Genomic DNA, 12,371 nt, shown 5'->3' on the forward strand with positions numbered 1-12,371 from the left:
TGAAATTAGAACAGCAGAGTCTATCAAAACAGTCAGTGCAACGAAAGGGGAGTTGTTATGCAAACATTAAAACAGGGGTTAGAGGAGTGCCATCTGATGGAAAGGTTGGCAGATCAACTCGAACACGAGTGGCAACAGCGTTTATCAAATGACTATCCAGACTATGATCCAGCGATCCGAACCAGCATTGTCCACTGGTTACTGGGAGAAAACCGGGAACGGTTAAATCACCTACTCCCCGATAAACTTAAGATTGTCTGCCCAGCGATGGACTATCGCTATCGGATTTTACGCCAGCGCTATTTAGGGGTAACTCCTGAGCAAGCCTATCGCAATTTGACCAGTCGGTTAGCGGGTTTAATGACATTACGGAATAAAATCCGCACCTGGGTGTCTCTGAGTCGCGATCGCCAACGGGCTGTGGTAGATGTCTTACAAGAGGTGATTCAGGAATTATTAAACAGCGATCGCTATATTCAAGGGCAGATTGGTTGGATTGCCCACTGTAGTGAAGATATTCATTTACGCGACGCCCTTTTACTGACAACCCTTGAGGAATATTGTTTACGCCCGATTCGCAATCAGCCGTTGGTGGTTTATCGATTTGTCAATTTTCTCAAGCGATCCGGACGCGGTGGGATGACCCATCTACCTGGCGGGGAACATGTACGATTTGTCTCGGAGTCGATTACCTCCGATGATACTGATGCTCCAGTCAGTCTACTCGATAATCAAGCGATCGCGGATTATCAAGAGACTCAAGTCTGGCAAGAACAACAGGTGCTGCGTCTCTCAGTACGCCAAGAGTTTGAAACCTACCTCGAGCAAAACGTTGACGCCCAAGCCGCCCAATGGTTACGGCTGTATCTGCAAGGGAAGTCTCAAGAGGAGATTGCCAAAACCTTAGGCTTACCCATCCAAAAGGTTTATCGCTTGCGAGAAAAAGTCAGTTACCATGCCATTCGCGTCTTTTCTATTAAAGTGAAGCCGGAATTGGTCGCCAGTTGGTTAGAGGTCTCCTTAAAAGAGCATAATTTAGGACTCACTCCTGTCCAGTGGCAAGACTATTGGCAAAGTCTCACCGACAAACAGCGCCAACTTATCCAACAATTGAGATCCGGTAAAACGTTAGATGTCATTGCCAAGGATCTAAATTGGAAGTATAACCAGGCACTTAGCGAATGGAGTAAGCTCTACTTAGCGGCTCAAGACATCCGCAGCTCTTCCTAGAAGGTTGATCTTGTGCCAATTTTGTGTATTCCCTAACCAAAGTTGTTAAAAATTGAAGTAGGGTTAACAGCTAACCTTTGTGCCAATCCCAAACCGGACAGTCTATATCATCTGACTCCTGGGGCATCTGAACCAATTGATACTCAGGCTGGAGAAATTATTATGTTACCCTCACCACAGGACCCAGAACGAGCGGACACTCCTGTTCAATCTCAATCATCCTCTCAAGCGTCGGATCTCTCTGGCGTGGATACCGAGCAAATGTTTCGGTTGATTGATAGTATTTTGCCCTTTGAAGCCTGTCTATTTCATCAATTCTTGCCCCTGTCTCTCGAAGGCAAGTACCTGAAACTGGGTATAGTCGATCCTCACGACTCCACGGCTCTTGATTATGTCCGTCGCATTCTGGCGTTTATGAACTGTTCTCTGAAAGTTGAACAGATTACCGCCAACACTCATACCGCGATGCTGTCTGCCTATTTAAATCAAGGTCATCACGGCACAGCCCAGAAAAGGAAACGTTCTGAGCGCCAACAGTCCCTGCCTCGGTCAGAACAGGCAACGCTGATTATTGATGATGCCAGTTTAGCCGAAGATGAGGTGAACCAGCCTGAGCCGTCAACCTCTTCTCCTCAAGCGGCGGCGCAGCCAGAAAATTCGACCCCTATAGCGTCTCCACCGAAACCGAATAATGCTGCCCATTTAACTGAGGATGAGACAACTCAACCCCAATCATCAACCCCCTCTGCTCACGCCGCGAAAACCAAGAATCCTCCACCGACAGCCTCTCAACCTGCACCCAACCCTGAGGCGAGTCCAACTGACAATGAAGCAGCGTCACCTGAAGCATCAAAAGCGGCAGCGAAAACCAATAATAAATCTGATCCTCGTGCATCTCAACCAACACTGATTATCGATGATATTAGCCAACTCCAGGAAGAATTGAACCAATCCTCTGAGTTACCCAACCAAGAGGATAACCAATCATCAACGGCAACGTCCCAACCCACTTCCCCATCCTCTAGTCCCTCCCCAGCCACACCACCGCCTCCTTCCGGCGAGAAGGCATCGACTGAGACAGCGCTGACTCCCGTTTTCAAACGGTCACTTCCGACGAAGGCGCTTCTACCCTTAGAGGTAAACCCTGTCTATTTATCTCGTCCGATCGCGTTTTTGGCAACCTTAGCCCCCCATCAAATCGTGGAAGAGTTGTTAGGGCGGCTGTTGCAGGGAGGAATTGGTCGGCTGTATTTCCAGCGACAATCTCAGCGAGGTCGGGTTGTTTTGCGCCAAGATAGCTCTTCCCAGTCTGTCTTGGATAAATTAAGCATATCTGTTTTTGAAGATATCATTATTGAACTCAAGCGCTTAGTTAACCTGCCGTTGCAGCCGATTACCCAGCCCAAACAGATCGAAAGCGAGCGACTCTATCAGCAAGAATCCCTGCTCTTGTGTTTGCGGCTAGTACCTGGTACTCACGGGGAAGAGGCAACGCTACAACTCTTACGCGGAGCGCCGTTGAAGTTCTATCAACAACAAAAGGTAGAACGCTTGGGTCAGGATGCGATTAAACTCGCCGGACAACTCCAACATAAGCTCAATGAAATCCGCGATCGCTCTTATCGCTATTCCATTCCTCCGGTGGAAACCCTACCAACCCTGAACCAACTCTTACACCATCTCGACACACAACTCGAAACCCTGCTGCACAATCCCATGGATCAGCAGGACAACTGAAATCCACCCCCATCTCCCTCTGCTTCCAGACGTAGCATGCTACGTCTCTACAGCTACCTGCTCCCAGACGCGCCATGGCACGTCTCTACATGGCTCCCACTCATTTGTAACGACATATAAAGAACTCTTACGAAAAATAGATGACATGTTTTATCAATTAGCGTTACGGTTAGGGGGAGACATCGGAGTACTTTCATGGGTAAATCAGATAAAAAGACACAAGTCAGTCCCTTCAAGCTAGAGGGACAGTTTGTCAAATTTCTGGGTAAAGCGGGCAAAAAACCCAAGCTGCTGTGGGTAAATACAGAAGCAGGAGAACGATATATCAAGCTGGCTAAACCCTTACGGGAATCTCTACCTGAAATCCTCAAACCCGGAGATTCGATAGAAGTCTCTGGCAAACAGAAATACAAACCCAAACGTGGGGAATTGAAACTCAAAGCCAAACGGGTGACATTGAAAACCCCGCCAGCATCCCAGCAATATGAGAAACTTTTGCAACCGTCTCCCAAGAAAACCAAAGCCAGCGTCATGCTGTGTAAAAAGTCATCCTGTCGCAAGCGCGGTGCGGCAAAAGTCCATCAAGCCATGAATGACACCTTGCGCGATCGCCATCTTGATCACCAAGTAGCGATTAAAGACACAGGCTGTATGAAGCAGTGTAAAAAAGGTCCATGTATGGTAGTGATGCCAGACAAAGCCCGGTACAATAAGGTGGCTCCCGAAGACGTACCGACGCTAGTGGATAAGCACTTTGGCAGTAAACTAAAGCCAGAGGCAAATGTATCCCAACGCTCTACCGTCAGATGTGGAGGCTAATACTGGGGGATTGGGGGGTCAAGAATTCAGACAACCGAAAAAATTCTTTGATTCCCCTTGCTTTCTTAGTGTTGTTGCGAGTTAAACAAGGTGCATAATGAGAAATCTACCGCCCCCCGATTCGGACTCCTCTCCACTAGGTTTGGAGGAATGGATTGGTATAATTATCGCCGTTATCACTATCGGTGCGATTTTGATTGGAGTATTGGGTCAACGGCAAAAGGGATTGAACCTACAGCAGTGGATTGGCTCACTCACCTCTGAACCAACAACGGAAGCACCAGAAGAGCCAAAAGTAACGTCTCCGATAGCGGAGGAGATTCCCACTCGCGAAACCCTCAGCAGCGCTCCTTTGGCAACAGACTCCGCTTCACCTTCTCCAGCCGTAGCTGCTGCACCCGAATCTATTGATGAAGACGAGGCGTTTCCGGAAATAGCCAGAGCCGTTCCTCTTGCTCCGATTGTCTCAGCTCCCACGACAGAAACAGAAACACCCACAGAAACAGCAGAAATACCCACGGAAACTCCGGAAGCAACACCGACACCAACCCCAACGGAAACGCCTGATGCAGCCGTGAAGTTTACCGATGTTCCAGATGATTATTGGGCAAGTCCTTATATTACCGCTTTGGTGCAGCGAGATATTATGAGCGGCTTTCCAGAAGATAATACGTTTAAACCGAATAGTTCAATTACGCGGGCAGAATTTGCGGCGTTGTTAAGAAGCGCTTTTGAGCAACAAGCAACCTTAGAGATACCCAACTTTAAGGACGTATCCTCAGACTTTTGGGCATGGTCGGCGATTCAGGAAACCAGCAAAACCAATTTTTTGCGTGGCTATCCTAATAATACCTTTCAACCCAAGCAACCGATTCCTAAGGTACAAGTTTTAGTAGCACTAGCGAGTGGATTGGGGTTAGAAGCCAATCAATCTCCTCAGCAGGTGTTACAAACCTATCAGGATTCCAATCAGATTCCAGAGTATGCGCGTGAAAAAGTCAGTGCGGCGACAGAAGCGGGTATTGTGGTGAATTATCCGAATACTGAGTCTCTCAATCCGACTCAAGATGCAACTCGCGCTGAGGTAGCGGCGATGGTTTATCAGGCGTTAGTTGAAGCTGGGAAAGCAGACGCTGTAACCTCTGAGTATGTGGTTAATCCTTGATTGAGGTTGATAACAGATGTTAGATAGGATAAGACTACTGGCGTGGCACACCTTAGCAAGATGAATTAGAATGGGAGACCCGAAACCGTAGGGGCGCATGGCGTGCGCCCGATTCAATGGTCAAATCTAATCCACAATTTTAGCTGTGCCACGCCACTACTGATAGTCTACTGCGATCGCACTCAACCTCCATACCCAATACTGCTTGCAGGACTCTCTAATTTGGGCTAATTGTATAAAGCCAAAACCCTTATCTATCAAGGCTTAGAGGCATATTTACACTGGTCTGTCTTCAAGGAAATCTGGTCGCATCCTTCACGCATCACCGAATCAGGAAAAATGTACCATGGCGTCCCCAGCTTCCCCTGCTCCCTCTGCTCCCTCTGCTCCTTTTAACCCAACACTATGCCTCAATCTGATCATACCCAACCCCTACCTCCCCTTGATCCCACCCTAGACGTTACTCAAAATCACTATTGGACGTATCACAATCTAGAGGCACTACTCAGTTGCAAGCGTCCACTCACCGCCTCCCAAGACGAAGACTTATTTATTGCTGTCCATCAAATTTGCGAACTCGCGTTCCATCAAATGATTCTGGATATGGAGCGAGTTTTAACTGCATTAGGGGAAGCAATTGCCGATAATACTGATCCGATTATCGGGGATACTAGCGAAGCCTGTTACTTTTTCCCCCGGATTCTGCGCCTTTATGAGGTTGTATTGACAACCATGCCCATTCTCAAGACAATGCGGGCATTTGCCGAATTTCGCACAACTATTGGCCCGACAAGTGGTTTTCAGTCATTCCAGTTTCGCCATTTAGAAATTATGAGCGGCGTGCGAAACTATTGGCAAGGAGGAACCAAAGACACCCAGGGCAATCCTCACATTGCTGAAACCGAGTTTGACCGCCGCTATGGGAGTGATATCGCCCAATGGTTTGAGCGCTATCATAATCATAATCTCGCCTATTATTACGATACCCTACTCCAACGAAGTCCTGGAAACACGACAGCGGAACAGATTTCTGCTCTCCTCAACCACCCTCATGCCAGTCCAGTTTTGCAGAATATGCGGACTTACGATAATTTACAAATCCGCTTTCATCAATTCCATTTGGCACTGGCGGTACAACAACTTAAACTCGTAGGTGTAGAGGTCGGAACTGGGGGGACATCGTTCCGGAATTATCTGGCAAAATACCATAAACAGCAAGCGCCACTTTTTCCTGGATTAACTCAATTTGAGGATAGGGAACAGGGAACAGGGAACAAGGAATAGGCAATAGGCAATAGGCAATAGTTGTAGCCTTTATTACCCTATGCAAGAGGAGGCGATTGAAATCGCTGCTACACAAACAAAGTCCGCCTGCGCGGACTGGGTTATAACGGGGGTAGCTAATACCCAGTTGCGCTCAAACATAGTAGATAGGAAAAGCAGGGGAAGCAGGGGAAGCAGGGGAAGCAGGGGGAGGGAAAGTTATATCTTTGAATGCAACTTGGTATAACCTGGATTTGATATGACAAATGACATAAGAGGTAGCTTGCTTCTCAAGGGCAGCAAGTATGACAAATGACAAATGACAAATGACGAATGACGAATGACGAATGACGAATGACAAAGAAACAGTAATTCTAGCCGAAGAAGAGGGCAAATTTGGCAAAGTTAGAGTCATTGACGAACCCTATACTCGCTCACTTTATATCAATAATCAATTACAAGGGAGAGTTAATAAATCTCCCAACGCCCAGGACTGGGAACCCAATTGCCGTCCGGGAGTGGGAGCCTTATCCAATAATGTTTTTGTCTCCCTCATCTATCCAGCCCTAGTCTAGATAGTTTTCGGCGCAATTTTGCTGCCTTACAAGACGGTAAGCTTTCGCTTGATCAACTAAAAACGAGATAAAATTAAATCGGAAATCCTCTGTAACGGAATAGACCATTGCACGAACTGGGAATCACACAAAATATCGTTGATATCGTTGCCGAACACGCGCAGGGGGCAAAAGTGCGACGAGTCTGTCTGGAAATTGGTCAGTTAGCGGCGATAATGCCTGATGCGGTACTATTTTGTTTTGATGTTTGTAGCAAAGACACTCCCTTAGAAGGGGCAACTTTGGATATTATTGAAATTCCGGGTATGGGTCGCTGTCGTCACTGTGATGCCCAAATTCCCCTCGATCAACCTTTTGGTCTCTGTGAATGCGGTAGTGTAGAACTGGATATAATATCGGGTCAAGAACTGAAAATTAAGGAAATGGAGGTCGAACCATGTGTGTAACCTGCGGCTGTTCTGATGGCGCTGACACCACGCTTACCAATCCGGAAACGGGGGAGGTTGTCGCCATGGCTAACTCCCATCACGACCCGAATCATACCCATACATTACCTGATGGGACTGTTGTCACGCACTCTTCAACATCTAGCCATTCCCATACTCACACTTTGCCCGATGGTCGAGTCATCACCCACACTCACACTCACGACTCGTCGGGGAATCACCACGATGAAGCCTCTCAGGTTCACGCCCAGGTTCACGGGACGAAAATCTCTCTGGAAGAGAATATCCTGGCAAAAAACAACCTAATCGCTGCCCAAAATCGGGGATGGTTTAAAGGACGGAATATTTTGGCGCTAAACCTGGTTAGTTCTCCGGGGGCGGGCAAAACCACGCTATTGACGCGCACGATTCAGGATTTACAGGCAAAATTAGCAATTAATGTAATTGAAGGGGATCAAGCGACGGCGAATGATGCCCAGAAAATTCAACAAACTGGGTGTAAGGTTGTCCAAATTAATACCGGAACCGGGTGTCATCTGGAAGCGGCGATGGTGGAACGGGGTTGCACTCAACTCAATCCTCCCCTCAATTCTGTGGTCATGATTGAGAATGTGGGAAATCTGGTTTGTCCCGCCTTATTTGATTTGGGGGAACAGGCAAAGGTGGCGATTTTATCGGTCACTGAGGGCGATGATAAGCCGATTAAATATCCTCATATGTTCCGCGCTAGCCAAGTGATGATTCTCACGAAAATTGACCTGTTGCCTTATGTAGACTTTGATGTGGAACGATGTATTGAGTATGCGCGAACGGTTAATCCTCAGATGCAGGTGTTTCAGGTTTCGGCAAAAACAGGCGTTGGGCTAGAGGGTTGGTATGAATGGTTAACCTCTCAGTGTCAATCCGTGCAACCCTTGGAGTCAATGTGATTGAACGAGAAGGCTGGTGGGCAATGCCCACCCTACGGTATATTAATGGTTTTTGCGATTAAGGGGAGCAATGCAACTGAATCATTTAACTCAGTGCAACTCTGTTTAGGATAAATAAACCTCTTGCTCCCCTCTCCCCGGTGTGGGAGAGGGGCTGGGGGTGAGGGGTTGAGCTTAAGTTGACACGGATGAAGGCTTTGCGCCCCTACTGTTTTTGGGTCAATATTCTTTATCCCATGAAATTTATCGGAATTGACCTCGGTTGGACGTCGGGCGCAAGTGGTTTATGTTGCCTAAATTGGTCAGATGGACAGCTTCAGCTATTAGAATTAAACCGCAAACAAGGCACAGTTGATATCCTGAATTGGATTGATGATTGGACAGCCGCCACTGAACCCGCCCTCATCGCCGTAGACGCCCCCACGCTGATTCCCAACGCCACGGGAATGCGTCTCCCGGATAAACTCAGCCATCGGTATTTTCACCGTTACCACGCGGGTTGTTATCCCGCCAATCGCCAACGCCCTTTTGCTCAACGCACGATAGAGTTTGGTCTGAGTTTGGAAGCACGGGGGTTTATTCACGCCCCCCAGATAACGCCTCAAACCCTGGGACGCTACCAAATTGAGGTCTTTCCCCATCCCGCGATTGTTCATTTGTTTGGGTTAAATCGGATTCTGAAATATAAAAAAGGAAAATTGGCAGAACGTCAAGGGGAATTATTAAAACTTTATCATTTAATTCGGGATGTATTGCCGAGTTTAGAACCAAAACTTGATGGGATTGATGGTTTAAATGGTAGTTTTTCGGAACGATTTACGGGGGCGACGCTGAAGGAACTAGAAGATAAACTGGATAGTTTAATCTGTGCCTATATTGCGGCTTACTGGTGGTATTGGGGGATTGAGCGAAATTGGGTATTGGGTGATGTCAGCACGGGTTATATTATTGTCCCTGCACCTGTATAATCTTGTTTAGTTGAAAGAGCTACAATCCCCTTTTGAGGCAACAGTTTCAACCCTCTGTTGAGGTAAAATTCGGCGGAATACCAATACCCTTCAATAAAATTCCCTCCCCTTGTCAAGGGAGGGTTAGGGAGGGGTCACATCAAGGTATTTACATTAGTCCTAATGTGTGCAGAACTCCTTGACCCGAAAAGTACTCAACGCATAGGGCAATAATGAAGCCTAGCATGGCTAGACGACCATTCCAAATTTCGGCTTGGGGACTGAAGCCAAATCTCCAAGCATTGCGTTCTTCGGGACTAGTGAGGGTTTCGGGTGCTGGGGTATTGGTTTGGTTAGTCATACTCTATTTCTCCGTTTAAGTTATCTATGATTGCCTTTGTAAATAAATGTAACGTTGATGGCGGCTAATGTTATCCCTCTTAGGTGAGATACTGCTGGGTTTTCTCCTGAGTTACCAAAGTTTTGAGTAGCGGTGCGTTACGCTACCCTTCGGGAACGCTGCGCGAAGGCTAACGCACCCGACAATTTTGCTTATTGAGAATAGTGCCAGATCGGAGTGAACGTTGGATTATTTGCCGTCAGTTATACGATCAAGGGTTAGTTTTTCGGTGTGGTTCAAGGATTCTTCTGATTTTTTGGCTTTTTCGGCTTTTTTAGCCATCGAGTCTAATTTCTGGCTTGCCTTTTTCCGTCCCTGTTCGATCGCCTGTTTTCTTTTCTCAGTTTTGCCGATCAATTCCTTGGTTGTCTCTAAACCCTCAAATGCCTTTTCTGATGCCTTTTTCGCTTGTTCACTCCCTTTGTCTAAATCGACAGATTTCTCAGATTGGGGATGGGATGGGGTTAATTGTGCGGTTGGAGTTAGAGGGGTGGCTAAGGCGGCGCGATTATTGTCTGCGATCGCGAAACTAAAAATCAGGCAAATTGGGATTAAGGACAAGGCGAGAATTTGACGCAGTTTGCGGAGGTGTAATTTCATGTTTAATAGTGGCATGATAGTCTTTAAAGGCAACAGGGAACAGGGAACAGGAAACAGAAGCTACCCGATACTTGCACCTTTGTCAATAAGCCTCGACATCCGCCAAGAACTCAATTTCTTGGCTAAAAGCGCCAGTCGTCTCAAGACGACTAAAACTCTGATTCAGTCAGCTAAAGCTGACTTGAGATTTTAGTTCCTTGGGTTTCAACCCTAAGTGGTTGGTGAGACTCTGGGCATACTTTCCCATAGTGGCAAGAAACCCCTACAATTTTCTTCATCCTAAAGACAGAAAAACGGCAGTTTTGACCCTTTGATTCGCTGAAGGGAACTTGGTTTGTAGGGGTAGGTTTAGGGCATTGCATTTCGCCATTTATGATAACGTTATCTCAAACCCACCCTGATCTCCCCTATCTCCCTCCGCTTCCCCATCTTCCCTATCATTGTCCTGTGAAACGTCAGCTTTTATCTCGTCCCTCAATCCTCAACCCGCAAATCGGCTGGGGATTAGTATTTATCGGCGCGATCGCACTTTCTCTCGATCAGGCGGGTATCTGGGGACAGGATATCTTGAATCCAGGTGGATTTTCCTTATTGGGGCGATTTCTCCAAGCTAGTCTACAGCCAGAGTTAAGCCCTGAGTTTTTCCAACTTACCCTAGAGGCGACACTTACCACGCTAGCCTATGCCGTCTGTGGTACGTTTCTCAGTGTGGTGCTGGGAATCATTGGCGGAATCTTCACCTCTGAGGTGTGGTGGTTGGCGGTTTCTCCGGGTGCAATCGAGAGACACCCGTCGAAGATTTGGGTGAGTTTGCGGGGATTACTGGCGGTTCCCCGGGCGATTCACGAGATGCTGTGGGGACTGTTTTTTGTGAATATTTGGGGACTTGATCCCTTAGTCGCCATTTTAGCGATCGCGCTTCCCTTTGGGGCAGTCGTAGCCAAGGTGTTTGCCGAAATTCTGGATGAGACGCCCCGTCAACCGCTAATCACGCTGCTCAATAGTGGGGTTGCACCCTTAACCGCGTTTCTCTATACGCTGATTCCCCAAGCCTTCTTAAACCTTCTCTCCTATACCTTTTATCGCTTTGAATGTTCAATTCGTTCGGCGGCGGTGTTGGGAATTATCGGGGCTGGGGGATTGGGATATGAGATTTTCTTGAGTTTACAGTCGCTACGTTATCAACAGTTATGGACGTTTTTCTATGCCCTATTTATCTTAAATGGGATGGTTGATTTCAGTAGCGCCTGGTTACGCGATCGCTTAGGCTGTAGCAGTCGGCTGGATTTAAATGCTAATCATGGTTCTACGTCTCAAAGGAAATTATATCAGCGTGATCCGTTGATCACTCTGGCGGGTATCGGCGGGGCGCTACTCATCCCCTTTTGCTTTTGGTATGTCCATCCTGACTTTACTCAACTTTGGTCACCCCGCACTGGGAAATTATTGGTGGATGCGATAACCGTATCCTTTCCACCGGATATCAGTTGGGAACAATTGCCAGAATTAGTCCGATTATCAACCCAAACCCTATCCATGTCCATTCTGGCGATCGCACTGGCGGGTATGGGTGGCATTTTACTCTCATTTCCGGCGACTCGTAATTTTTTCCTACCTGGAGGATTACTCAATCCGAGTCGTCACGGAAGAGGGCGAGGCGAGACGATTTGGGTATGGATTCCCTTTTTACTCACCCGGGCGATTTTACTGGTGTATCGGGCAATTCCCGCACCAATTTGGGCGTTGGTGGCGCTGTTTATCTTGTTTCCGGGTATTTTACCGGGTGCGATCGCGTTGGGGTTGCACAATTTGGGGATTTTAGGGCGGCTGATGGCAGAAGTGACGGAAAATCTCCCCCAACCTCCGTTACAAGCCTTAAAAGCTCAGGGAACCCCCGCTGCGTTGGTGTTTTTATATGGGGTGCTACCGATGACATTACCCCGTTTTCTGGCATATAGTCTGTACCGTTGGGAAGTTTGTATCCGAGAAACAGTAATTGTGGGATTAGTGGGGGCGGGTGGGTTAGGGCGGTTATTGAGTGAACAATTGAGTAGTTTTGACGCGCCTGGTATTGTTACCACTATCGCCTGTTTAATTATGCTGACAATTCTCGTGGATTGGGTGAGTGGAATTAGTCGGCGATCATTGCGATGAACTTGTTGGATCGCCGAAATCCTTGATATTCCCTAGGGTGGGCATTGCTCACCAGCATACCAGTCAGTACCATTCAGGTTGGGACATTCTTTGGGAGCAACTGATA

At 47.4% G+C, this 12,371-nt stretch carries 12 protein-coding genes; 10 read left to right on the forward strand and 2 right to left on the reverse strand.

From position 1 onward, the window contains the following. Positions 1-57 precede the first annotated feature (57 nt). From RIE73_RS06115 to RIE73_RS06155, 9 genes are all read left to right on the forward strand, one after another. Complete coding sequence (locus RIE73_RS06115; RefSeq protein ID WP_446400348.1) at positions 58-1,230, forward strand: HetZ-related protein 2; 1,173 nt, start codon at positions 58-60, stop codon at positions 1,228-1,230. A 42-nt stretch (positions 1,231-1,272) separates the two neighbouring features. Then, positions 1,273-2,967 carry a GspE/PulE/PilB domain-containing protein gene (locus RIE73_RS06120; RefSeq protein WP_446400349.1) on the forward strand — a complete coding sequence of 565 codons (1,695 nt, stop codon included), beginning with the start codon at positions 1,273-1,275 and terminating at the stop codon, positions 2,965-2,967. 195 nt (positions 2,968-3,162) lie between these two features. Next, on the forward strand, positions 3,163-3,786 hold the full coding sequence (locus RIE73_RS06125) for a (2Fe-2S) ferredoxin domain-containing protein (RefSeq protein ID WP_446400350.1): 624 nt from the start codon (positions 3,163-3,165) through the stop codon (positions 3,784-3,786). Positions 3,787-3,883: 97 nt separating this feature from the next. Continuing rightward, complete coding sequence (locus tag RIE73_RS06130; protein ID WP_446400351.1) at positions 3,884-4,951, forward strand: S-layer homology domain-containing protein; 1,068 nt, start codon at positions 3,884-3,886, stop codon at positions 4,949-4,951. 405 nt (positions 4,952-5,356) lie between these two features. Then, complete coding sequence (locus tag RIE73_RS06135) at positions 5,357-6,235, forward strand: tryptophan 2,3-dioxygenase family protein (protein WP_446400352.1); 879 nt, start codon at positions 5,357-5,359, stop codon at positions 6,233-6,235. 326 nt (positions 6,236-6,561) lie between these two features. Beyond that, complete coding sequence (locus RIE73_RS06140) at positions 6,562-6,789, forward strand: hypothetical protein (protein ID WP_446400353.1); 228 nt, start codon at positions 6,562-6,564, stop codon at positions 6,787-6,789. Between the two features lie 107 nt (positions 6,790-6,896). After that, positions 6,897-7,235 (forward strand): hydrogenase maturation nickel metallochaperone HypA/HybF, encoded by a 339-nt coding sequence (locus tag RIE73_RS06145; RefSeq protein WP_446400354.1) that lies wholly within the window; start codon positions 6,897-6,899, stop codon positions 7,233-7,235. Further along, positions 7,226-8,164, forward strand: coding sequence for a hydrogenase nickel incorporation protein HypB (gene hypB, locus RIE73_RS06150; protein ID WP_446400355.1), 939 nt, complete (start codon positions 7,226-7,228; stop codon positions 8,162-8,164). The genes RIE73_RS06145 and hypB overlap by 10 nt, the downstream gene beginning before the upstream one ends. Positions 8,165-8,400: 236 nt before the next feature. After that, the gene (locus RIE73_RS06155) at positions 8,401-9,132 is read left to right on the forward strand and encodes a DUF429 domain-containing protein (RefSeq protein WP_446400395.1); all 732 of its coding nucleotides are present in this window, start codon (positions 8,401-8,403) and stop codon (positions 9,130-9,132) included. 148 nt (positions 9,133-9,280) lie between these two features. Here the strand turns inward: RIE73_RS06155 and RIE73_RS06160 are convergent, their stop codons facing one another. After that, complete coding sequence (locus tag RIE73_RS06160; protein ID WP_446400356.1) at positions 9,281-9,472, reverse strand: chlorophyll a/b-binding protein; 192 nt, start codon at positions 9,470-9,472, stop codon at positions 9,281-9,283. Between the two features lie 228 nt (positions 9,473-9,700). Continuing rightward, a complete protein-coding gene (locus tag RIE73_RS06165; RefSeq protein WP_446400357.1) occupies positions 9,701-10,126 on the reverse strand; it encodes a hypothetical protein in 426 nt (141 codons plus the stop codon). 357 nt (positions 10,127-10,483) lie between these two features. Here RIE73_RS06165 and RIE73_RS06170 point away from each other — a divergent pair, with 357 nt between their 5' ends. Then, positions 10,484-12,265 carry a PhnE/PtxC family ABC transporter permease gene (locus RIE73_RS06170; protein ID WP_446400358.1) on the forward strand — a complete coding sequence of 594 codons (1,782 nt, stop codon included), beginning with the start codon at positions 10,484-10,486 and terminating at the stop codon, positions 12,263-12,265. The last annotated feature ends 106 nt before the right edge of the window (positions 12,266-12,371 follow it).

Source organism: Coleofasciculus sp. C1-SOL-03 (assembly GCF_040220555.1).
In the GTDB taxonomy this organism is placed as follows: Bacteria; Cyanobacteriota; Cyanobacteriia; order Cyanobacteriales; family Coleofasciculaceae; genus Coleofasciculus.

What these genes read in the sequence shown, in the direction of transcription:
- RIE73_RS06115 (WP_446400348.1), top strand. Translation starts at nt 58, where the DNA reads ATGCAAACATTAAAACAGGGGTTAGAGGAGTGCCATCTGATGGAAAGG.
- RIE73_RS06125 (WP_446400350.1), top strand. Translation starts at nt 3,163, where the DNA reads ATGGGTAAATCAGATAAAAAGACACAAGTCAGTCCCTTCAAGCTAGAG.
- RIE73_RS06130 (WP_446400351.1), top strand. Translation starts at nt 3,884, where the DNA reads ATGAGAAATCTACCGCCCCCCGATTCGGACTCCTCTCCACTAGGTTTG.
- RIE73_RS06135 (WP_446400352.1), top strand. Translation starts at nt 5,357, where the DNA reads ATGCCTCAATCTGATCATACCCAACCCCTACCTCCCCTTGATCCCACC.
- RIE73_RS06140 (WP_446400353.1), top strand. Translation starts at nt 6,562, where the DNA reads ATGACGAATGACAAAGAAACAGTAATTCTAGCCGAAGAAGAGGGCAAA.
- hypB (WP_446400355.1), top strand. Translation starts at nt 7,226, where the DNA reads ATGTGTGTAACCTGCGGCTGTTCTGATGGCGCTGACACCACGCTTACC.
- RIE73_RS06155 (WP_446400395.1), top strand. Translation starts at nt 8,401, where the DNA reads ATGAAATTTATCGGAATTGACCTCGGTTGGACGTCGGGCGCAAGTGGT.
- RIE73_RS06160 (WP_446400356.1), bottom strand. Translation starts at nt 9,472, where the DNA reads ATGACTAACCAAACCAATACCCCAGCACCCGAAACCCTCACTAGTCCC.
- RIE73_RS06165 (WP_446400357.1), bottom strand. Translation starts at nt 10,126, where the DNA reads ATGCCACTATTAAACATGAAATTACACCTCCGCAAACTGCGTCAAATT.
- RIE73_RS06170 (WP_446400358.1), top strand. Translation starts at nt 10,484, where the DNA reads ATGATAACGTTATCTCAAACCCACCCTGATCTCCCCTATCTCCCTCCG.